Origin of the sequence: Parenemella sanctibonifatiensis, assembly GCF_002250565.1 — a bacterium.
Taxonomy (GTDB): Bacteria; Actinomycetota; Actinomycetes; order Propionibacteriales; family Propionibacteriaceae; genus Parenemella; species Parenemella sanctibonifatiensis.
In genome coordinates this window covers 350,629-371,078 of sequence record NZ_NMVJ01000001.1, presented here as the reverse complement: position 1 = coordinate 371,078, position 20,450 = coordinate 350,629, and the positions used below count along the sequence as shown (strand labels likewise).

The 20,450-nt window shown below is 69.2% G+C and carries 19 protein-coding genes; 10 read left to right on the top strand and 9 right to left on the bottom strand.

All coding sequences use genetic code 11. The features are described 5' to 3' along the window. The first annotated feature begins 16 nt into the window (after nt 1-16). The 3 genes from CGZ91_RS01820 to CGZ91_RS01810 all read left to right on the top strand — a co-directional run bounded on the left by CGZ91_RS01820 (nt 17) and on the right by CGZ91_RS01810 (nt 4,324). Nucleotides 17-2,137, top strand: coding sequence for a prolyl oligopeptidase family serine peptidase (locus tag CGZ91_RS01820; RefSeq protein WP_094452254.1), 2,121 nt, complete (start codon nt 17-19; stop codon nt 2,135-2,137). 79 nt (nt 2,138-2,216) lie between these two features. Continuing rightward, nucleotides 2,217-2,711, top strand: a complete 495-nt coding sequence (locus CGZ91_RS01815; RefSeq protein WP_229116357.1) for a DUF4112 domain-containing protein — start codon at nt 2,217-2,219, stop codon at nt 2,709-2,711. A gap of 287 nt (nt 2,712-2,998) precedes the next feature. After that, on the top strand, nt 2,999-4,324 hold the full coding sequence (locus CGZ91_RS01810; RefSeq protein ID WP_229116424.1) for a PhoH family protein: 1,326 nt from the start codon (nt 2,999-3,001) through the stop codon (nt 4,322-4,324). A gap of 209 nt (nt 4,325-4,533) precedes the next feature. Here CGZ91_RS01810 and CGZ91_RS01805 read toward each other — a convergent pair whose 3' ends face one another. Then, complete coding sequence (locus CGZ91_RS01805) at nt 4,534-5,925, bottom strand: class II fumarate hydratase (protein WP_094452253.1); 1,392 nt, start codon at nt 5,923-5,925, stop codon at nt 4,534-4,536. A 64-nt stretch (nt 5,926-5,989) separates the two neighbouring features. Between CGZ91_RS01805 and CGZ91_RS01800 the strand changes: the two genes are divergently transcribed. From CGZ91_RS01800 to CGZ91_RS01790, 3 genes are read left to right on the top strand one after another with little or no spacing between them, the layout of a single operon-like run. Continuing rightward, nucleotides 5,990-6,595, top strand: coding sequence for a hypothetical protein (locus tag CGZ91_RS01800; protein WP_094452252.1), 606 nt, complete (start codon nt 5,990-5,992; stop codon nt 6,593-6,595). Between the two features lie 22 nt (nt 6,596-6,617). Then, nucleotides 6,618-7,196, top strand: coding sequence for a DUF4352 domain-containing protein (locus CGZ91_RS01795; protein ID WP_094452251.1), 579 nt, complete (start codon nt 6,618-6,620; stop codon nt 7,194-7,196). After that, complete coding sequence (locus CGZ91_RS01790) at nt 7,193-7,870, top strand: hypothetical protein (RefSeq protein WP_094452250.1); 678 nt, start codon at nt 7,193-7,195, stop codon at nt 7,868-7,870. Before CGZ91_RS01795 ends, CGZ91_RS01790 begins: the two co-directional genes overlap by 4 nt. Before the next feature lie 7 nt (nt 7,871-7,877). On the opposite strand, the gene CGZ91_RS01785 is transcribed toward CGZ91_RS01790, so the two are convergent. Next, nucleotides 7,878-9,206, bottom strand: coding sequence for a hypothetical protein (locus CGZ91_RS01785; RefSeq protein ID WP_094452249.1), 1,329 nt, complete (start codon nt 9,204-9,206; stop codon nt 7,878-7,880). Between the two features lie 130 nt (nt 9,207-9,336). On the opposite strand from CGZ91_RS01785, the gene CGZ91_RS01780 reads away from it, so the two are divergent. Next, the gene (locus CGZ91_RS01780) at nt 9,337-9,879 is read left to right on the top strand and encodes a DUF4245 domain-containing protein (RefSeq protein WP_094450627.1); all 543 of its coding nucleotides are present in this window, start codon (nt 9,337-9,339) and stop codon (nt 9,877-9,879) included. 57 nt (nt 9,880-9,936) lie between these two features. On the opposite strand, the gene CGZ91_RS01775 is transcribed toward CGZ91_RS01780, so the two are convergent. After that, nucleotides 9,937-10,146 (bottom strand): exodeoxyribonuclease VII small subunit, encoded by a 210-nt coding sequence (locus CGZ91_RS01775; RefSeq protein ID WP_094450626.1) that lies wholly within the window; start codon nt 10,144-10,146, stop codon nt 9,937-9,939. Further along, nucleotides 10,143-11,444: an exodeoxyribonuclease VII large subunit gene (gene xseA / locus CGZ91_RS01770; protein ID WP_094450625.1), complete on the bottom strand. Its 1,302-nt coding sequence runs from the start codon at nt 11,442-11,444 to the stop codon at nt 10,143-10,145. The genes CGZ91_RS01775 and xseA overlap by 4 nt, the downstream gene beginning before the upstream one ends. Nucleotides 11,445-11,562: 118 nt before the next feature. Between xseA and CGZ91_RS01765 the strand changes: the two genes are divergently transcribed. From CGZ91_RS01765 to CGZ91_RS01755, 3 genes are all read left to right on the top strand, one after another. Further along, nucleotides 11,563-12,288: a HEAT repeat domain-containing protein gene (locus CGZ91_RS01765; protein ID WP_179229170.1), complete on the top strand. Its 726-nt coding sequence runs from the start codon at nt 11,563-11,565 to the stop codon at nt 12,286-12,288. 146 nt (nt 12,289-12,434) lie between these two features. After that, the gene (locus tag CGZ91_RS01760; RefSeq protein WP_094452247.1) at nt 12,435-12,863 is read left to right on the top strand and encodes a GntR family transcriptional regulator; all 429 of its coding nucleotides are present in this window, start codon (nt 12,435-12,437) and stop codon (nt 12,861-12,863) included. Next, on the top strand, nt 12,850-13,887 hold the full coding sequence (locus CGZ91_RS01755) for a DUF1648 domain-containing protein (RefSeq protein ID WP_094452246.1): 1,038 nt from the start codon (nt 12,850-12,852) through the stop codon (nt 13,885-13,887). The genes CGZ91_RS01760 and CGZ91_RS01755 overlap by 14 nt, the downstream gene beginning before the upstream one ends. A gap of 22 nt (nt 13,888-13,909) precedes the next feature. On the opposite strand, the gene CGZ91_RS01750 is transcribed toward CGZ91_RS01755, so the two are convergent. The 5 genes from CGZ91_RS01750 to CGZ91_RS01730 form a co-directional block, all read right to left on the bottom strand. Next, complete coding sequence (locus CGZ91_RS01750; RefSeq protein ID WP_094452245.1) at nt 13,910-16,273, bottom strand: RecQ family ATP-dependent DNA helicase; 2,364 nt, start codon at nt 16,271-16,273, stop codon at nt 13,910-13,912. Nucleotides 16,274-16,524: 251 nt separating this feature from the next. Further along, entirely contained in the window at nt 16,525-17,379 is an 855-nt protein-coding gene (locus CGZ91_RS01745) for a DUF1684 domain-containing protein (RefSeq protein WP_094452244.1), read from the bottom strand. Between the two features lie 12 nt (nt 17,380-17,391). Further along, nucleotides 17,392-18,741, bottom strand: a complete 1,350-nt coding sequence (locus tag CGZ91_RS01740) for an acyl-CoA thioester hydrolase/BAAT C-terminal domain-containing protein (protein ID WP_094452243.1) — start codon at nt 18,739-18,741, stop codon at nt 17,392-17,394. Beyond that, nucleotides 18,738-19,706: an Ldh family oxidoreductase gene (locus CGZ91_RS01735; RefSeq protein WP_094452242.1), complete on the bottom strand. Its 969-nt coding sequence runs from the start codon at nt 19,704-19,706 to the stop codon at nt 18,738-18,740. The genes CGZ91_RS01740 and CGZ91_RS01735 overlap by 4 nt, the downstream gene beginning before the upstream one ends. Next, nucleotides 19,707-20,366 carry a GntR family transcriptional regulator gene (locus CGZ91_RS01730; protein WP_094452241.1) on the bottom strand — a complete coding sequence of 220 codons (660 nt, stop codon included), beginning with the start codon at nt 20,364-20,366 and terminating at the stop codon, nt 19,707-19,709. It abuts the gene before it with no gap. Nucleotides 20,367-20,450 lie beyond the last annotated feature (84 nt).

The window sequence follows — 20,450 nt, the reverse complement described above, 5'->3', positions numbered from 1 at the left end:
CAGTAGGGTGGCGGCCATGACTGACGCACCCGGCCAGACCGACGAAACCCGACTGAGCCTGCCCAGTCCCGACGGCACCACCGATCCGTGGCAGTGGCTCGAAGACGTCACCGGCGACGAGCCGCTGGCGTGGGTGCGTGAGCGCAACGCCGAGGCTGAGTCCGAGCTCGACGCCGAGCCGATCACCGACGAACTGCAGGATCAGCTCGTCGCCATCCTCGATGCGACCGACAAGATCCCGCACGTCGGCGTGCACGGCGACTTCGTCTACAACCTGTGGACCGACGCCGAGCACGTACGAGGGCTGTGGCGACGGACCACCATGGCCAGCTATCGCACCGACGCGCCCGAGTGGGAGGTGCTGCTCGACCTCGACGAGCTGAGCGAGGCCGAGGGGGAGAAGTGGGTCTGGCACGGCTCCCAGTCCCTGCGCCCCGTCGAGGGAGAGCCGTACGCCCGGGTGCTCGTCACCCTCTCCCGCGGCGGCGCCGACGCCGACGTGACGCGCGAGTTCGACCTGACCACGCGCAGCTTCGTGCCCGAGGGCGAGGGCGGCTTCGTACGCCCCGAGGCCAAGGGCGACGCCGTGTGGATGGACGCCGACACCCTGCTGGTCGCGACCGACTTCGGACCGGACACGATGACCACCTCGGGCTATCCCCGGCAGGTACGCCGGTGGCGCCGCGGCACCCCGTTGGCGGAGGCCGAGCTGCTCTTCGAAACTGCCGCCGAGGACATGGTCGCCTCGCCGTGGCACGACGACAGCGTCGACCACGAACGCTGGGGTGTCGTGCAGATGCACGCCTTCTACAACACCACGACGCACGTCCTCGACCCGACCTCCGGCGAGCTCACCGCCCTCGACCTGCCGCGCGACATCGAGGTGGACATCCACCGCGGCCTGCTGGTCCTGCGTCCCCGCAGCGACTGGGCGTACGCCGGCCGCACGCATCTGGCCGGCTCGGTTGCCGTGGTGGACCTGGCCGACTTCCTGGCCGGTGATGCCGAGCCGACGACGCTGTTCGAGCCAACCGACAAGGCGTTCCTCGACGACGTGACGCTGACCCGCAACTGCGTCGTACTGGCGGTGCTGGAGGACGTGGTGCAGCGCCTCGAGGTGCACACGCGGGATGACGCCGGGCAGTGGCGCCGCACCGAGCTCGGCCTCGACGCGCTCGGATTGGGGCGGCTCGACTCGGTCCACGTACGCCCCTATGACGCCGATGCCGATGACCGGGTGTGGCTGGACGCCTCCGGTTTCACCACGCCACTGGGGTTGCTGCTGGCCGACGTGGGCGACGCCGAGTTCGCCACCGAGGAGATCAAGACGACCCCCGAACGGTTCGACGCGACCGGGCTGGTGGTGAGCCAGCACTTCGCGACCAGCGAGGACGGCACCCGGGTGCCCTACTTCCAGGTCGGGCCGGAGGCGCCGGACGCCGGTCCCGCGCCGACGATGCTCTATGGCTACGGCGGCTTCGAGATCTCGCTGCCGCCGGGCTACCAGCCCGTCATGGGCAAGGCCTGGCTCGAACGTGGCGGCACCTACGTGCTGGCCAACATCCGCGGCGGCGGGGAGTACGGCCCCGCCTGGCACCAGGCGGCGCTCAAGCAGCATCGGCACCGGGCGTACGAGGATTTCGCCGCCGTAGCCCGCGATCTCGCGCGGCGAGGCGTGACCGATGCCGCGCACCTGGCCACCCAGGGCGGCTCCAACGGTGGGCTGCTGACCGGCAACATGCTGACGCAATATCCGGAGTTGTTCGGCGCGGTGGTGATCCAGGTGCCGCTGCTGGACATGAAGCGCTACAGCCACCTGCTGGCCGGCGCGTCGTGGATGGCGGAGTACGGCGACCCCGACACCGAGGACTGGGATTTCATCCAGCACTTCAGCCCCTATCACCTGCTGCGCGAGGACGTGACGTACCCGCCGAGCTTCGTGCTGACCTCCACCCGCGACGACCGGGTCCACCCCGGACACGCCCGCAAGTTCGCGGCGGCGCTGCGATCGCTGGGGGCGGACGTCAGGTCCTGGGAGAACATCGAGGGCGGCCACGGCGGCGCTGCCACCAACGAGCAGCGGGCCCGGATGAGCGCCCTCATGTACGCCTTCGCGTGGCGGGTCGTCGGATCCTGAACGATCAGCCGGCGCGGACCGACGCCAAACCCGGGGTTTCCCCGATGGCCGGGCGGGCTGCCGGCCGTAAGGTTGCTCCGTGAACAAGCAACCTGACCCCGATGAGGCCGACGACCGCCCGGCTCCGATCAGCCGCGGCATGGCCCGGCTGATGGACGACCTCGTCACGGTGCCCGGCACCAAGTTCGGCCTCGGCCTGGACGCGTTGATCGGGCTGGTGCCCGGCATCGGTGATGCGACCACCACCGGTCTGGCCAGCGTGATCCTCATCGATGCCGTACGCCTGCGGGTCCCGGTCCCGACCCTGCTGCGGATGGCCGGCAACCTCATCATCGACACCGGTCTGGGATTGGTTCCTGCCGTGGGCGACGTCGCCGATGCCGCGCATCGGGCGAACCGGAAGAACTACCGGCTGCTCGAGGATGCACTCAGCAAGGGGCACACCAGCAACGAGAGCACCACGGCGTACCTCATCAAGGCCATCGGCGTGGTCCTCATCACGCTGGCGATCATGATTGCGGTCGCCGTGGCGGTGATCTGGGGGCTGCTGGTGCTGTTGGGGCGGGTGTTCTGAGATGCAGGGTGTTCTGAGGTCCAGGTGAACAATCGGTGACGGTCGGTGTGGCGACGCCGATCCCGGCCCTTCGCGGCCTACGTTGGGCACGTGGTCGGTGGGGAAGCCGGCCACCCGGGAGGATTCTCGTGAACGTACTCACAGGGCCACCACCAGGCCCCGAAGCTGACCGGCCCTGACCTGAAACCAGGCGGGCCGGGTGTGGGTGACACGCGGCCCTGGAGAGGAACCTCGTGTCCGACTCACGCGTGTCCCACAGCAGCTCCTTCACTCCGGACAGCCCGGAGATCCAGTTGTCACCGAGCGTCCACGACGACGCCGGCCAGCAGACCGACCTCAAGACCTACGTCCTCGACACCTCCGTCCTGCTCAGCGACCCGAACGCGCTGACGCGCTTCGCCGAACACGAGGTGGTCGTCCCGATCGTGGTCATCACGGAGCTCGAGGCCAAGCGCCACCATCCCGATCTGGGCTACTTCGCCCGCAGCGCACTGCGGCTGCTGGACGATCTGCGGATCAAGCACGGCCGGCTCGACTCCCCGGTGCCGGTCAACGAGATGGAGGGCAGCCTCCACGTCGAGCTCAACCACACCGATCCGACGATCCTGCCGGTGGGTTTTAGGCTCGGCGACAACGATTCGCGGATCCTGGCGGTCGCGCTGAACTTCGCCAACGAAGGTCGCGAGGTGGTGCTGGTCTCCAAGGACCTGCCGATGCGGGTCAAGGCCGCCTCGGTCGGTCTGGCCGCGGAGGAATACCGCGCCGAGCTGGCGATCACCTCGGGCTGGACCGGGATGGCCGAGATCGATGTCACTGCTGACGTCGTCGACGCGCTCTATGACACCCAGACCGCCGAGGTGCCCGGGGTCGAGGACCTGCCCTGCCACACCGGCGTCGTCGTACGCGGCGGCGGCTCGTCGGCGTTGACCCGCAAGCTCCCCAGCGGGGAGTTGCAGCTGATTCGCGCCGATCGGGAGGCGTTCGGGATCCACGGGCGTTCCGCCGAACAGCGGGTGGCGCTGGACCTGCTGCTCGACCCGGACGTCGGCATCGTGTCGCTGGGTGGCAGCGCCGGTACGGGCAAGTCGGCGCTGGCGCTGTGCGCCGGGCTCGAGGCCGTGATGGAACGCAGCCAGCACTCCAAGGTGGTCGTCTTCCGCCCGCTGTACGCCGTCGGCGGCCAGGAGCTCGGCTATCTGCCGGGCAGCGAGGGCGAGAAGATGGCGCCGTGGGCGCAGGCGGTCTTCGACACGCTCGGCTCGATCGTCCACAAGAACGTGATGGAGGAGATCATCGCGCGGGACCTCATCGAGGTGCTGCCGCTGACGCACATCCGGGGCCGGTCGCTGCACGACTCGTTCGTGATCGTCGACGAGGCGCAGTCGCTGGAACGCAACGTGCTCCTGACCGTGCTGTCGCGGATCGGCCAGAACTCCAAGGTGGTGCTGACCCACGACGTCGCCCAGCGCGACAACCTGCGGGTCGGCCGCTTCGACGGAGTCGTGGCGGTGGTGGAGAAGCTCAAGGGCAACCCGCTGTTTGGCCACGTGACCCTGACCCGGTCTGAGCGCTCCCAGATCGCCGCCCTGGTCACCAACCTGCTGGAGGGCTGAGCCCCGCGTGCACCAACTCACACTCGATCGCTGAAACTGCCGCTTGACAGCTTCCGTTGAGCCCCGGTTGTGGTCATCGAGTGTGAGTTGGTGCACGGTCTGTCACCCAAACGCGCGCAGGGCATGCAGTCGATCCTCCGGAAGGGCCCAGAACCGGACTCGGGGGGAATCGACTGCACGCCCTGCGCGCGAACTCGGTCAGCTGCGTGTCACTGGGGTGCGCGGGTCATGCTGAGCACGTCGAGCGCCTCGTCCAGCTGCGCCTCGGTGAGCTTGCCGTCACTGACGAAACCCGACTCCACGACGACCTGGCGGATTGTCTTGTTTTCCTTCAGCGCGGTCTTGGCGACCTTGGCGGCGTTCTCGTAGCCGATGTACTTGTTCAGCGGCGTCACGATCGAGGGCGAGGACTCGGCCAGCTCGCGGCAGTGATCGACGTTGGCGGTGATGCCGGCCACGCAACGATCGGCCAGCAGGCGCGACACGTTCGAGATCAGCCGGATCGACTCGAGCAGGTTGCGCGCCATCAGCGGCAGCATCACGTTGAGCTCGAAGTTGCCGGTGGTGCCGGCGTACGCCACGGCCGCGTCGTTGCCGATCACCTGCGCCGACACCTGCAGGGTTGCTTCGCACAGCACCGGATTGACCTTGCCGGGCATGATCGAGGAGCCCGGCTGCAGGTCCGGCAGCGCGATCTCGCCGAGGCCAGCCCGCGGCCCCGAACCCATCCAGCGCAGGTCGTTGGCGATCTTGGCCAGGCTCACCGCGATGGTGCGCAGCGCGCCGGAGGCCTCGACGAGCGCGTCGCGGGCGCCCTGGGCCTCGAAGTGGTTGCGGGCCTCGGTCAGCGGCAGGCCGGTGTCGGTGGCGAGCTTGCTGATCACGCCGGCCGCGAAGCCGGCCGGGGTGTTGATACCGGTGCCGACGGCGGTGCCGCCCAGCGGCAGCTCGGCGACTCGGGGGAGCGCGGCCTGGACGCGTTCGATGCCGTACGCGACCTGCGCGGCGTATCCGCCGAATTCCTGCCCGAGGGTGACCGGGGTGGCGTCCATCAGGTGCGTACGCCCGGACTTCACAACCTCGGCGAACTCGCCCGCCTTGGCCTCGAGCGAGCCCTGGAGGTGCTCCAGCGCGGGGATCAGCTGGTTGACGAGGCCGTCGGTGGCGGCGACGTGGATCGCCGACGGGAAGGTGTCGTTGGAGGACTGTGACGCGTTGACGTGGTCGTTGGGGTGGACCTCTTCGCCGAGCGCCTTCGTCGCCAGCGTCGACAGCACCTCGTTGGTGTTCATGTTGGACGACGTGCCCGAACCGGTCTGGAAGACGTCGATCGGATATTCGCCGTCGTGGCGGCCCTCGGCGACCTCCGCGGCCGCCGCGGCGATCGCGTCCGCGCGGCCCTGGTCCAGGGTGCCCAGCTCGGCGTTGGTGCGGGCGGCGGCGCTCTTGATCTGGGCCAGCGCCTTGATGAGGGCGGGTTCGATGGGGGTGCCGGAGATCGGGAAGTTCTCGACGGCTCGCTGCGTCTGCGCCTGGTAGAGCGCCGCGGCCGGGACCTTCACCTCACCCATGGTGTCGTGCTCGATGCGGAAGTCAGTCATGGCGTCATTGTGCCCGGATTTCGCCTCCGTCGCAGAGCGGGGCCGAGCGGTTAGAGTTGCCGTCATGAACGCGTCGCCGGCCTCACCGCGGGAAGTCGACTCCCGCGACGATGGGGCTGACCCCGAGCTGGAGCAACTCCTGCTCGAGGAGGCGGTACGCCGACAGGCCTGGCGCATCACCGCGATCGTCGCCGGCTCGCTGGTGGTCCTGGTCGGTTTGGTCTGGGTGCTGGGTGGCTTCCGGCCGGCCGACGAGGCCGTGGGGCGGGCGTACGCCAGCGGCGAGACGGTCGAACTGCAGCGCTGGGAGATCACCGTAGGCGAAGCTTGGATCGAGGAGACCTACAACGGGATCCAGCTGGTCGTCAGCCTCGACGTCCTCCTCACCGACGAGGCCTCCGAGCACCTCGATGCCGGCCTGGTGACGATCCAGACCGAGGACGGCACCGTGCTGGAGGATGCCCGAGTGAGGCGCGAGGCGCGCACCGGCAGCTTCGGCCCCGACATCCCCGAGGCCGGGCAGCTGACGGTCGACGTACCGGAGGCGCCGCAGAGGATCCGCGTGGTCATCCGCGACGAGACCACCTCCGAAAGCCTGCTGAGCCGCAGCTCGTCATGGACGCTGGGTGATGTGGTCGGTCATGTTGACCTGCCGGTGAGGCCGCTGTGAGCGCACACCGGGTGGGGTCATCATGAAGCGCGATCAGTACGATCCGCGGCCCCGGTGGTATCGCACCGGGGTGGTCGGGTTGCTCGTGTGTCTGGTGGTGGCAGGCGGCATCACGCTGCTGCGACCGCCGCCCAACGAGGTGCCGATCAGCTGGGTGGATGTCGCGGAGGGGGACCCGGGGCAGGGTCAATGGATCGCCGGGGAAGTGCTGTCCAGCGAAACGACCACGGTGATGTACGCCGGCGAGTCCACCGCCCCGGTGGTGGAGACCGACCACCAGTTGGTGGTCGCACGGCTCAAGGTCGGCGCGCTGCGCGAGCAGCAGCTGCTCACCAAGATTTGGCTGGTGACCACCGATGGCCGCGAGTATGAACAGGTCCGTACCGGTGGCTGGAGCTTCGCGCCGCTGCCGGCCGGCTTCACCATGACAGCCTCGGTGGTCTTCGAGATCCCCGCCGACGCGACCCCTGCACGACTGGAGATTCGGCCCGAGTACGGCGTTGTGATCGTGTACGCCGAGGGCCTCCGGATTGACCTGGACCCCAGCCCGGTGGCGGAGTCGCGGGTGCCCGAGCGCCGGACCGTGGAGACGACGAGATGAGCACGGGGGAGCAGGGGCCGGGCAATCCGGTCGACCCGAACTGGTTTCGGGCCGTGCCCGCCAGCGATCAGCAACAGCCGGTCGAATCGGCCGACCCGGTCGATCCGGAGTGGTTTCGGGCGGTGCCCGATGAACCCACCACCAAGGTCGGCACCCGACGAGCGTGGTGGTTCTTCCTGCCGATGCTGGCGGTGGCGTTGGCAGCGGCTGGCTTCCTGGGCTTCACCGACGGGTCCTCCCAGCGCGACATCGTCGTCGCCGCGGCGGCCAATGGCGGGACGGCAGCCCATCAAGGGCGGGAGTTTCGACTGCTCGGCTTCGAGGAACGCGCCTCGGTGCCGGCGACCCGGGACGGGGAGACGATCGCCGCCCCGGACGGTTCGGTGATCGTTGTTGCCACGGTCGAGGTGACCGTCGCCGAGGTCCCGGCCAGCTGGTACTGCGTCTTCGAACTGCGCGACGCCGACGAACGGGTCTGGGCCCGGGACGGCGTACTACTGCAGGGCGCCGACACACCGATGGCGAGTTGCTCCGGCACCGAGGAACAGCCGCTGGTGCCCGGCGAACCGCGGCAGCTGCAGGTCTATTTCGTGGTCCCGGCCGACGTCGTCGACAACGACTTGCGCCTGCGGGTCCGGTGGGACGGCCAGACCAGCATCGACCTGCGGCCCTGAGGCGGGCTCAGTTCGGAGCGGCGATGCGGGTGGCCCGCTGGATGCGGCGGCGGCGCCAGTCCGCGCCGGTCACGTCCGCGATGCCGCGGTCGAAGGCGGCGGCGTACAGGGCGATCGACAAGCTGGTGAACAGCAGGCCCTGGATCAGATCCAGCAGGGGTATCCACGCCAACGCGACCGGCGCCGACTGCGGTCCGATCAACTGCAGCTGCAGCACGGAGAAGAGGTCGCCGGCGACGGCGATCAGCGTCGCGAGCACCAGGTACGCCCCGATGAACGGCAGCCCCGACCGTGCGATCAGGCGCAGCGCGCGGACGACGGGGATGTACTTGTCCTTGAGGTCGGCGGTGAGGGCGTCGAGCACCTGGCCCAGTGGGCCGCGGACCAGGGGAGCGAGGCGTTCGGCGCGGGCGGCGACGGCCTCGTTGGTGAGGTCGAAGCGGGTGCCCTCGAGCAGGTCGCGGCCGCGGATCTCGCGCCAACCGAAGACCACTGCGGTGAGGGCCAGCCACATCAGCGGCAGCATCAGGCCCTGCCACATGGCCGGCAGGAAGTCAGACCAGAGCCAGCTGAGCGCGCCTTCGATCACCTTGGGCAGCGTCAGGTCGAAGGGCAGGTGCAGGTCCGGGATGGCGTCGACGAGAGTCCGCCAGGCGTGGTCGATGGCTTCGCCAAGGCGGCGCCCGGACAGCCAGTCGATGACATTGGAACTGATCCGGAAGATTGCCAAGAAGCTGGTGAACACCATCACGCCCTCAGCCAGCAGCGCCGGCAGGCTGAACCATGGCCCGGGCCGTTTGGTCGACAGCCAGGTCAGCAGCCTCTTCAGCACCCAGGCGCCGATGGCCATCACCAGATAGAGCTGCCAGTCACGCAGGTCGATGCTGCGATCATCGAGTTCGCGGTTGTGCAGGGAGGTGGTCAGGAAGAGGGCACTGACCTGGTCCTCGACCAGACCCCAGACGGCGTACACGGCCAGAAAGGGTCCCAGTGCCGAGGTCGCGACATCCATCGCGCGTTCGCTGGTGACCAGGCCTTCGGGGACGGTGAGCGGTTCCCCGCGGCCCTGGCGGCGCAGGATCTCCGCGGGGGTGTGCAGCCCAGGTTCGATGGAATGGATCATCATCACCAGACCCATCACCATGCCGACCACGCCGATGACGAAGACCATCATCGCGAGCCAGCGCAGGTCGCCGCCGAGGTTGCCGGCCCACCACAGGGTGAGGTTGTTCAGCGTCCAGCCGAGGCAGAACCACACGCCCAATTGCGGGAAATAGCGCAGCCACAGGCTCAGCATCTCGCTGGCCAGCAGGCCGAACTCCTCCACCACGCGCACGCGGTCAGCCTAACCAACGCGCAGACGTTGCGGCGGCAGGCACGGCAGGGACCGCGCGAGCCGCTGACGGCGCGGTTGGTGTCTGGTCGCGGTTCGTCTTGTTCGGTCGCCCGTGGCACGATGAGCAGCGATGAGCCGCCGACCGAATCCCCCCGCCATCCACATCATTGTGGCGTTGTTGGTGATTCTGCTGCCCGTGATCCTGATCCAGTGGCTGGCGCAGCGACCCGGCGAGGGGCCGACCGGTGACCCCGAGGTCGAGCTGGCCATCGAGGCGGCGCGCGAGCAGTCCCCGTACGCGGTCCTAGTCCCCGACAACCTGCCGGAGGCCTGGCAGCCGATGCGGGCCAGCTGGCTGAATCAGGGCCAGCCCGGCCTCAACGGCGAACCCGAGCCCGGCAACACCTGGCGGCTGGTCTATCTGGGACCGGACCAGGTGGCGTACTCCTTGACCCAACGTGATGGGCCCGCGGCCGACCGGATCGTCCCCGAGATGAGTCGGGAAGGCACCGCCGACGGCGCCAGCAGCATCAACGGGCAGGAATGGGAACGGCTGGTCAGCGAGGACGGCCGGACCCGCAGTCTGGTGCGCAGCGCCGACGGCGTGACCACCGTGGTCAGCGCCGACACCAGCTACGAGGCGATCGAGGCGTACGCCAGCACCCTGGCCTGAGTTGGCGTCCACCGACCTGACGCCACGGATGGGCCCCGGACGTCTCCGGACCCGACCTCAGTCGGTTTCGTCGGCCTCTCGAGCTGCGCGCCCCTGTTCGACGGTACGCCGCGCGCCGGCCAAGTGGCTCTCGCAGATCGCGGCCAGCTTCTCGCCGCGCTGCCACAGCTCCATCGAATCGGCCAGCGGCACGCCGCCGGATTCGAGCTTCTGCACGACGTCGACGAGCGCGTCGCGGGCCTGTTCATAGCTGAGTTCCTCGCTCATGCAGTCTCCTCGTCTTCGGCGTGGGTGTCGGTCGGATCGGCGTCAGTGGGGTCGGCGTCAGTGGGATCGGCATGGGGTGGGCCGGTGTCAGGGCTGTGGTGGCCCAGCACTTCGAGGTCGAGTACGCCGTCGGCCAGGTAAGCCGACAGTGGCGCCCCGACCTCAACGTCGTCGACCGAGGTGACCGAGGCCCGGTCGGCGTCGGCCAGGATCGCGTAGCCGCGTTCCAGGGTCGCCTTTGGTGACATCGCGCGGACCTGCGCGAGGCTGCGACCCAACTCGGCGCTGGCCCGTTCCAGGTGCCGGTCGACGGCGTGGTCGAGCCGATCCCGGAGTCGGGCCAGGACATCCTCGTGGCCCCGGAAGCTGGCCGTCGGATCCTGCAGCACTGGACGGCTGCGCAGCGCCGCCAACTGCTGGGTCTCGCGTTCGATGCGTCCGACGATGGCCTGGTCGAGTCGGGCGCGGGCCTGCATCAGCCGGGTGCGTTCCTCGGCGATGTCGGGCACCACCTGCTTGGCGGCGTCGGTCGGGGTGAAGGCGCGTACGTCGGCGACCAGGTCCAGGATCGGGGTGTCGGTCTGATGGCCGATCGCGCTGATGACCGGCGTACGGGCAGCCGCGACAGCACGCGCCAAGGACTCGTCGGAGAAGGGCAGCAGGTCGTCCAGGGACCCGCCGCCGCGGGCGATGATGATGACCTCGATGGTGGGGTCGTTGTCGAGCCGCTGCAGCGCACCGATGACTTCGGTGACGGTGGTGTCGCCCTGCACCCGAGCATGCACGGTGCGGACGTACGCCTGCGGCCACCGGGCGGCGATGGTGTCGATGACGTCGCGTTCAGCGGCGGTGCCCTGACCGGTGACCAGGCCGATGCCGGCCGGCAGCAGCGGCAGCTTCGCCTTGCGGCTCGGGTCGAACAGACCCTCGGCCTGCAGCATCCGTTTGCGCTGTTCGAGTTGTGCAAGCAGGCGGCCCTCCCCGGTGGGACGGATCTCCCGGCAGTCGTAGCTCAGACGGCCGGTCTTGGTCCAGACGTTCGGCTTGATCCAGGCGGTGACCCGGGAACCGGCCGGCAGTGGACCGGCAGCATCGAGCACCGCTGAGGTGGTCGACACCGACACCGACACGTCGGCGGTGGGGTCGCGCAACGTCAGGTAGGCGCGGCCGCCGCGGTTGTTGATCTCCACGATCTGCGCCTCGACCCAGACGGCGCCGAGCTGCCCGACCCACTGCTGCACCGCGAGCGCGATCACGCGCAGCGGCTGCGGGTTGTCCGGGGAACTGTCCAGCGCCATGGGCTCACCCTAACGGCGTACGCCGACAGAAACCTTGGGACTGCGCCGACCTGAGCCACCCTTCCGCCTGCGGCATATTCCCATGCGTACGCCGCACCGCCCGCCTAGGCTTGTCGGCATGAAGACTCCCGTGGACCAGCTGCTGAAGGCAGCCCGCAACGACGATCCCGAGATCCGCAGCCAGGCCGCCCTGGAGATCGGCAGCCACCAGCCGGCCGAGGCCCTGGACGAACTCGTCGAGTTGCTGTGCCACGAGACCATCGACCCTGTCGTGGAGACGATGACCTGGGCGGTGGTGGCGTACGGCGAGACCGCGACCCCGAAGCTGTTGGCCGCCCTCGACTCCGACATCGGCAACCCAGCCCGGGTACGCATCCTGCATGCCTTGTCCAAGGTCGGCGACCCGGCCACGCTGCCGCAGGTGCAGGCGTACGCCGACGACCCCGACCCGGCCGTTTCAGCGAAGGCGTGGTGGGCGATGGCGCGCCTGAACGCCGACCCGGCAGCGCTGGCCGCCCACCTCGGCGGCGACAACGCCGAGCGGCGGGAGGCGCTGAACCGGGCGTTCGTGCAGCGCGGCCCGGATTCGGTCGCCGCGCTGGTGTCCTACCTGGGCTCCGATGACCCGGTGATCGTGGATCAGGTCGCCGAGATCTTGGTGCGCATCATCGATCCGATGACCCGCGGCACCATCGCCCGCAAGCGGGTCAGCGCCGAGGTCGAGACCGCCAAGCAGGCGCTGCGGGAGGCGGACAGCACCGTGGTGACGGCTGCCCTCAAGCGGCTCGCCGAGGACCCCCGAGCCGGCATCGCCGAGTCCGCCGAGGAGGCGCTGGCGAGCTGACAAGCGGCCTGTTCACGAGGCGAGGCGTTCCCGCGGGAACGCCTCGCCTTCGTGTTGGTGGTGGATGTGGGGGAGGGGTCCCTCCGAGCCGAGTCGGTGCTTGCCCGGCTCGATCCAAGTAATGCTAGTTGCGCTAGAATTAACCCATGCTCATCCGTATTGATCCCGGCAGCGAGGTGCCGGTGTTCGCGCAGTTGGCCGCTGCCATCCGGCAGGAGCTGGCCGCGGGTCGGGTCAGACCGGGGGAGAAGTTGCCGGCGGCGAAGGAGGTGGCGGCCTCGTTGGGCGTCAACCTCCACACGGTGCTGCGGGCCTACCAGGAACTTCGGGCCGAGGGCTTGGTTGACATCCGACGCGGACGCGGCGCGGTGGTCACCGACCTGGCAACCGCGGTGGTGGGGCTGCGCGGCGACATCGAGGCGCTGGTACGCCGGGCCGGCACGCTCGGAGTGTCGCAGGCGACGGTGGCCGAACTGGTGCGGGACACCGGGATCGACGGGGACACCGGGATCGACGGGGACGCCAAGATCGAAAGAAGCACCAGGATCGAAGGGGACGCCGATGGACGCGGCTGACATCAATGTGACCGAGGTTGCTGACGGCCGGGACCCGGACCATCGGCGCGCGCTGGCGCGGTTTTGGCTCGTCGGGGTGCTGATCCCGCTGGTGCTGACGGCGGCCGTGGTGGTCGTGCAGCTGGCGTTGCTGCCACGGCTGCCCGACCGCGTCGCGACCCACTGGGGATTCAGCGGTACGCCCGACGGCTGGGGTGCGCCATGGGCCTATCCGGTGGCAACCGGCGCGATCTGCGGGGCTCTGATTGCGCTGATCTCGCTGCTGGCGCTGGCGGGCCGCAGCCGACGCGGGGCGCTCGACCTGCGGATGATCTCGGCCATCAACCTGTGGACCGTCGGCTTCTTCGGCGTACTGATGCTGCTGCTCGTGATCGTGCAACTCGACCTCGAGGACGCCGGCTCGGTGCCGCTGCCGTGGTGGGGGATGGCCGCGGCGTTCGCGATCGGAGTCGTCCTGGGCGTGGTCGGCTGGCAGCTCACACCGCGGGTGGCGGCCGAGGCCGCCGATGGCGTACGCCCGGACCCGATTGCGTTGCGGCCCGGGGAGCAGGCGGCCTGGCTGCAGACCGTCACCATGGCGCGGCCAGGGGTGATCGTGCTGGTGGTCTCGCAGGTGGCGCTGGTGCTGATGGCTGTCTATCTCTTCGTCATCGGCGAGGTTGCGGCAGGATGGGCCATCGCCGGGACCGGGGTCCTGATCGCCCTGCTGGTGTTGATGATGACCGCGTTTCGGGTGCGCTTTGACGCCGCAGGTTTCCAAGCGCGGTCGCTCGTGGGTTGGCCTCGGGTGCAGATCCCGATCGATGAGATCGCCTCGGTGGAGGTCGTGGAGATCAACCCGATGGGCGACTTTGGTGGCTGGGGCTGGCGCTTCAATTCCACGTACGGGCAGGGGATCGTGATGCGCGCTGGGGAAGCGCTCCTCGTCACCCGCACCAACGGGAAGCGGATCACGGTCACCGTCGATGACGCGACGACGGCCGCCGGACTGTTGCGCGGCTACCAGCAACGCGACCGAGGCTGAGGAGGTTTCCCGCAGGAACGTCTCAGCGCTGTGACGCCAGCGCCAGAGGCAGCACGGCTCGGGCGCCGGCGCGGCGAAGCAGCCGCCCGGCCACGGTCATGGTCCAGCCGGAGTCGTACAGGTCGTCGACCAGCAGCACCGGGCCGCTCAAACCGCCCAACTGCCCGGCGATCTCGTCGGGGACCGCGAACCGATGCCACACGTCCCGCACCCGGAAGGCGCTGTTGGTGGCACCCTCCAGCGGCTCGGCGCGCGGGTTGAGGTCAAGCGGCCCCAACAGTTCCAACTGCCCGGCGCTCGCGATGCCGGTCGCCAAGGATTTCGCCAGGCTCGGCCGCGTCACACTCGGGATCCACACGACCGCGGCAGGACGCTGCTCCCAGTCCCATTCCTTCAGCACCCGCAGGCAGGGCGCCACCAACTCGCGTGGCACCTCGGCGTCGACGGGCCGGCCGTCCTCGTCGGTCGCGAACAGCTCGCGCAGCGGCCCGCCCCAGCCCAAGTCGGTGAGCCGGGCGACCGCCCGCCCCTCCAGCACCTGCTCGTCGGCAGCGATCTTGCCTTTCACCGGCTTCCCGTCGGCGCTGACTCCGACTCGATCCAGACCGCTCGGCCAGGTCGCCCGGGGCGGCAACTCCACGCCGACCCGATCGATGGTCTGCTGGGCGTTCTGACCGGCTTCGACACTGACCTCCGGGTCGAACCAGACGCCTGCGCACACGTCACAGCGCCCACACGGCGCTGCGTGCGGATCGTCGAGCTGCTCGGTCAGGAACGCCATCCGGCAGGTCTTGCCGCTCTCGTAGTCGAGCATCGCCTGCTGCTCGTCCTTGCGGGCCTGCGCGATCCGGTCGTAGCGCTCGGCGTCGTAGATCCACGGCTGCCCCGTCGCCACCCAACCGCCCGAGACAGCCTCCACCGCGCCGTCGACCGCCAACACCTTGAGCAACAGCTCCAACTGACCTCGCCGCAGATCGACCCGCGACTCCAGGGCGGGCACCGACAGCGGTTTGGGGGAGTCCGCGAGTGCGGCCAGCGTGGCGTCGGCGCGAGCCTGGGTGGGCATCGCGTTGGTGGCGAAGTAGTGCCAGATCTCCTGGTCCTCTGTGCCCGGCAGCAACAACACATCGGCATTGTCGGTGGCGCGGCCCGCGCGGCCGACCTGCTGGTAATAGGCCACCGGCGAGCTCGGCGCGCCCAGGTGCACCACGAAGCCCAGGTCGGGCTTGTCGAAGCCCATGCCCAATGCCGAGGTCGCCACCAGGGCCTTCACCTGGTTGGCCTTCAGTGCCTCCTCGGCTTCCTGCCGGGCGGCCGCATCTGTACGCCCGGTGTAGGCGACCACATCGTGGCCGGCCTTGGTCAGCAGACTGGCGGTGTCCTCGGCGGCGGCCACGGTGAGGCAATAGATGATGCCGCTGCCGGGCAGCTCGGCCAGGTGCTGGGCCAGCCACGCCAACCGGCGCCACTGCGTCCCCAACTCCAACACGCCCAGTCGCAGTGAGTCCCGTGCCAGCGGGCCGCGCAGGGTGAACACCTCGTGCCCACCGGCCTCCATCTGCTCGGCCACATCGGCGACCACCCGTTCATTCGCCGTCGCGGTGGTCGCCAGCACCGGCACTCCTGTCGGCAGGTCGGCGATCAGCGTACGAATCCGCCGATAGTCCGGGCGGAAGTCATGCCCCCAGTCGCTGATGCAGTGGGCCTCGTCGATCACCAACAGCCCCATCGCCGCCACCAACCGGGGTAGTTGCTCCTCGCGAAAGCGTGGATTCACCAGGCGTTCCGGGGACACGAAGAGCACGTCAACGGCATCCTCGTCCAGCAACCGCTCGATGTCGTCCCACTCGGTGCGGTTGGCCGAGTTGATGGCCGCCGCCCGTACGCCGGCCCGTTCGGCAGCGGCAACCTGGTCGCGCATCAACGCTAGTAACGGGGACACGATCAGGGCCGGTCCGGCGCCGGCGCGGCGCTGCAACAGCGCGGCGATGAAATAGACCGCCGACTTGCCCCAACCGGTGCGCTGCACCACCAAGGCGCGTTCGTGGCGAGCCACCAGCGCCTCGATCGCCTCGAACTGTCCGGCGTGGAAGTCCGCATCTGGTCGGCCGGTGAGCTCCCGCAGGATCGCCAGTGCCTCCTCGCGGAGTCCGTCGGTGCCGCGTTGGGCCACCGTTCCCGTGGCGGCCTTCGGCGTACGCCGTGGAGCAGCGGCTGTCGAACTGGTCCCGTCTGCCCACGCCAAGTCGGCGTCATCGGGGCGGTCGTAGTCGGGATCAGGCGGCAGCTCCCACGGCTCCGGTGGTGGCTCGTCGGGCCACAGCTCGGTCGGCGGCGGGTCGTGGGGCGGTGAATTCGAGGGGCGATCCGGGGGCGAGGTGGACATGGAGGCAGCCTCTCACGGGCCTCCGACAGTTTCCTGGGGTCCGGCAGTTTCGTGGCACCGGCCACCGGTGGAGGAAGGAAGGGAAATGGGGGACGAAAAAGACATGGATCTCCAGATGGGGCTCAACAGCGTTGGCGAGGGACACACATCTCAAGAGATCATGTCGTCACCCTGGCGAACCGCCCCGGCAGACCGCACCGCATTTGTCGACGCAGTACGGCTGCCGGGCTGGCGGTTCAGGGGGCCGGGACCTACCCGCCGTAGGTCTGGATCCGCTCGATGGTGACCGGCGGGTTCTTTTCCCCAGCCGTGACCGCCAGCTCAATCCGGTTCTGCGGCGGGGGCAGTGGGCAGGTGACGTAATTGGTGAAGGCGCACGGGAAGGAGATTGCGCGGTTGAAGTCCACCGTGGTCTCACCATCGGTCTCGATGTCAGGGACCCGCAGGATCCGGCCATTCCCGTACGTCTCGTTGCCGCTGGTCAGGTCAGTGAAGTGGGCATTACCACGTTCAATCCCGGTGTCATCATCGGGACGCCCGGCCACGTCGAGGACGATTTCCTGCCCGTCCAGGGTGAAGCTCACCTGGCCGATGACGATCTGCTCCTCGAACACCCCCCGCTCCACGGTCGGATAGTCCGAGGGCTGTTCCGGGGTCCGGACGAACCGCGCCGGGACCACCCAGCGTTCATCGAGCGGGTAGGTGTCGATGTCGGCCAAGACCTTGCTCGCGGCCTCCTTCGGGTCGCGTACCCGGACGCCGAAGATGTCGGTCCCATCCGCATTCCGGCGCTGGATGGTCTCGATGCGCAGGTCGCCGAAGTAGGCCGGCTCCAGGGAGTACTTCCGCCCGGTCGAGATGGCGGTCGGCTCGGTGATCGGCTCACCGTTGAGAGTGGCGAACTCGCCGGAGTCATCAGGGGTGTGAATGACTTCGTTGCCGTCGACGGACCAGGTGCCGGGGATCCCCTCCAGGCTGAGCGCCTCACCGGGGGTCAGCCAGCTCTGGTTGGTCAGGGAACGCCATCCGTACGGGCCGTTGAGCTCCTCGAGGCGGCGGGCATGCCAGTCTTCCCAGGCCTGGCGGTATTCGGGGCTGAGGCTCATGAGGGGGTCCTTTCAGGGTTGATGCGGTTGAGGCTGGGGAGCGTGCTGCGTGCAGCGCTGGACGAAGCGGCAGATCTGGGCGAAGGAGTCCGCATTGGCCAAGGAGTTGCCTGCGGGAGTTCCTCCGGTGGTGTAGGTGATTCCCGAGACCGGATGCGTGGTCAACCCCTGCGGCACCGGCAGCTGGGGCAGCCCGATGGCATGCCCGGCATCGGGGTAGTCCAGGTGCAACTGCTCCTGGGTGTGCCCGGCCTCGCGGAGGGTGTCCATCACTTGGCGTGAGTACATGCTGGAGGGCCACAACCGGTCATCCATGCCCGACACACAGGCGACCGGCCCGGGGAACTGTTCAATGGCGATCCGCGAGCGCGCCGCGAACTCGCGGTCGCGCAGACCGTCAACATAGACATTGCGGTGCCGGTGCGGGGGCTCGCCACCGGTCCAGGGCTGCCAGCTCACCCCGGGATTGGCATCCCAGAGATGATCCAGCGGCTCACCCGCCAGCGTCCAGGTGGGGGAGTCCCAGCCTTGCTCCGGGTCAGCGGCGCCCTGGGATCCGTGCACGTGAGCGCCCGGAACGAAGCCCACCACTGCCCCGACGAGATCGGGGAACAGGCTGCCCAACAGCAGGGCCAACTCACCGCCCCGGGACTGTCCGCTGACCACCACCACGCCGTTGCGAGGGGCCAGCTGAGCGTGCATCCACCGCAGTCCGGCAGCGAAGTATTCCAGCGGGGTGCCGGTGATGTGGTCGGGAAGCCCGGGGGCACGGAAGTAGCCCAACGCCAGGGCCTGAATCCCGCGGGAGGCATACAACGCGGCCCGTTCCTCATTGATCCCGCCGCCGGAGCCGTTCAGCACCATGATGGTGGGATGAGGCCCGCGTCCAGCCGGGACGAAGAGGGTGCCCACCAGACCCGGGAACGCGTCGGCAGCGGGTGTACGGACCTCCTGCCGGGTCACCCCGGCGCAGAGGAATCGCTGGGTCAGCGTGGCGCTGGCGCGCAGGTGCGGTTCGTGCTCGGACCACGCCCGTACCGCGGTCACCAACGGTTCGGTGACAAGGGCAGCGATACCGGGGCCAGTACTGGACCTTCCGCTGGCCGACTCGCGCTGTTGTGAGGTCAGCAGGGCCATCCCGTCCACCCGGCCATAGTCGCCGAAAGCCGGCGGATCCCGATCCAGATCGATGCTGCCGTCGGGGGTGACCCGATAGGTGGCCTGCGCCGACCAGGGCTGCCCCGCCCGTACGGTGGTCGCCTCGAGAGTGACCAAGGTGCCGGGCCGGGCGCCGGTGACGGTGATGTGGCGAGGGACATCCAGCAGGTCATCGGCGGGGGACACGGTCAGGGTGAGGGTCATGCGGGGTCTCCAGTCCGTTGCGCGGAAGCAGCGGTTTGCAGGGCCGCCCAGATCGGTTCGGCCACGGTGCAGGTGCTCGGTTCGGGCGAAGCTCCGGGGACATGACCGCCAGCGGCAGCCCACTCCTGGGCCAGGGCGGTACCCCGCTTAGCCAGGTCACCCACCCCGAACGCTGCCGGATCGAGCACCAGGACGAACAGCCCGCGGGCGCCATCGGGGCCGAAGTCGCGTCCGCCGACCAACAAACCGGCCAGCATCTCCGCGGTCAGCCCCATCAAGGATCCCAGGAGTCCCTCCGGCAGCAGGGTGGCCACCGACGCCGGGTCCTGCGTGGGTAGTCCATCGGCATCGAGGGCGGCCGCGGGCGGCAGTGGCTCACCGGCCTCGGCCTGGCGTCGGACCTGCGCCAGGCTGGCCGTGCTGGTGGCAAAGTCAATCACCACCGGCGGGGTGGCCGGACAAGCCACGGCCACCGGATTGGTGCCCAGCACGGCACGTTGACCCCCGTACGGGGCCACGATCGGCCGCGATTGGGCACAGGTCAACGCCAGCCGGCCACGTTCGGCCAGCGGTCTGAGATAGGCGCCGATCCGGCCGGTACCGGTGGCGTCGCGGACCCCGACCGCTCCGATCCCGGCGGTCTGCGCACGCTGTTCGGCGAGCAGGGCCGCACGCGCCAGGGCGATCGGCCCGGGAAGTCCAGCACCATCCAGCACCGCGACCGCGCCCGGATTCGGGGAAGGGGCAGGTGGGGGACTGGACGGCAGACCGGCGAGGTCGCGTAACAGGAGGTTCAGACCGAACTCGGGCCAGCCGGAAGCCTGGGCGCTGACCAGGGCGCGGGCGGCCAGCTCGGCCTCCGCCTCGCCGTACCCCAGCAGGGCGGCGCGAACGAGGTCACGCGCCTGGTCGGCGGTGACGGTGAGATCCTCCCGAACATCCGGATCGGGCGCAGACGTGCTCATTCATCCCTCCCGGAAGAAAAAGCCAGAGTCGATGGCGACCTTCATCACGACTTCTCGGCCTCGGCGAATGTGATCCAGCTCCAGCCGGGCGGCCTCCTCGGCGTCACCGGCGCGGAAGACCTGCAGCAGGGCGCGATGGTCAGCGAGCGGTTGCTCGGGCTCCAAGGGTTGCCGACCGCACAGCCGAAACACCCGCTCCAGGTCCTCCAAGGCCATCTCGGTGATGTCGTGCAGGCGTCGATTGCCGGAGAGTTTGGCGACCCGGCAGTGAAAGAGATGGGAGGCCGACAGGATCGACCTGACGTCCTCGGCGCCGGCATAGCCGTTCTCGGCAATGGCCTCCAAAGCATCGACATCGTCGGCCGTGGCGTGATTGACCGCCAGGCGGGTGGCCATCGGGCCGGTCGCCTCCCGGACATCCAGCACGTCGACCACCGTCTTGAGGGTTACCGGGCTCACCTGGCACAGCGCCCGCGGCCGGATCCGAACCAAGCCATCGTGATCAAGACGGTGCAGGGCGTCGCGGACCGGGGTCCGGGAGGTACCGAACTCAGCCGCCGCCTCGGTCACATCAATCTCCTCGGCGGGTTTCAGTTCGGCAAAGATGATCCGGCGGCGCAGCTCGCGATAGATCCGCTCCGAGGCTGGGGCCACGCTCATCGCCACACCCCTGTCTGTGGGCGTGCGAGCGCGGCAGGCCGCAGACGCGACGTGAATCGTTCCATGGGCGTGACCATGTCAGCT

What these genes read in the sequence shown, in the direction of transcription:
- CGZ91_RS01735 (WP_094452242.1), bottom strand. Translation starts at nt 19,706, where the DNA reads ATGAGCACGTCTGCGCCCGATCCGGATGTTCGGGAGGATCTCACCGTC.
- CGZ91_RS01790 (WP_094452250.1), top strand. Translation starts at nt 7,193, where the DNA reads ATGAGCACGGGGGAGCAGGGGCCGGGCAATCCGGTCGACCCGAACTGG.
- CGZ91_RS01765 (WP_179229170.1), top strand. Translation starts at nt 11,563, where the DNA reads ATGAAGACTCCCGTGGACCAGCTGCTGAAGGCAGCCCGCAACGACGAT.
- CGZ91_RS01795 (WP_094452251.1), top strand. Translation starts at nt 6,618, where the DNA reads ATGAAGCGCGATCAGTACGATCCGCGGCCCCGGTGGTATCGCACCGGG.
- CGZ91_RS01740 (WP_094452243.1), bottom strand. Translation starts at nt 18,741, where the DNA reads ATGACCCTCACCCTGACCGTGTCCCCCGCCGATGACCTGCTGGATGTC.
- CGZ91_RS01750 (WP_094452245.1), bottom strand. Translation starts at nt 16,273, where the DNA reads ATGTCCACCTCGCCCCCGGATCGCCCCTCGAATTCACCGCCCCACGAC.
- CGZ91_RS01730 (WP_094452241.1), bottom strand. Translation starts at nt 20,366, where the DNA reads ATGAGCGTGGCCCCAGCCTCGGAGCGGATCTATCGCGAGCTGCGCCGC.
- CGZ91_RS01780 (WP_094450627.1), top strand. Translation starts at nt 9,337, where the DNA reads ATGAGCCGCCGACCGAATCCCCCCGCCATCCACATCATTGTGGCGTTG.
- CGZ91_RS01745 (WP_094452244.1), bottom strand. Translation starts at nt 17,379, where the DNA reads ATGAGCCTCAGCCCCGAATACCGCCAGGCCTGGGAAGACTGGCATGCC.
- CGZ91_RS01820 (WP_094452254.1), top strand. Translation starts at nt 17, where the DNA reads ATGACTGACGCACCCGGCCAGACCGACGAAACCCGACTGAGCCTGCCC.
- CGZ91_RS01755 (WP_094452246.1), top strand. Translation starts at nt 12,850, where the DNA reads ATGGACGCGGCTGACATCAATGTGACCGAGGTTGCTGACGGCCGGGAC.
- CGZ91_RS01775 (WP_094450626.1), bottom strand. Translation starts at nt 10,146, where the DNA reads ATGAGCGAGGAACTCAGCTATGAACAGGCCCGCGACGCGCTCGTCGAC.
- CGZ91_RS01760 (WP_094452247.1), top strand. Translation starts at nt 12,435, where the DNA reads ATGCTCATCCGTATTGATCCCGGCAGCGAGGTGCCGGTGTTCGCGCAG.
- CGZ91_RS01805 (WP_094452253.1), bottom strand. Translation starts at nt 5,925, where the DNA reads ATGACTGACTTCCGCATCGAGCACGACACCATGGGTGAGGTGAAGGTC.
- xseA (WP_094450625.1), bottom strand. Translation starts at nt 11,444, where the DNA reads ATGGCGCTGGACAGTTCCCCGGACAACCCGCAGCCGCTGCGCGTGATC.
- CGZ91_RS01800 (WP_094452252.1), top strand. Translation starts at nt 5,990, where the DNA reads ATGAACGCGTCGCCGGCCTCACCGCGGGAAGTCGACTCCCGCGACGAT.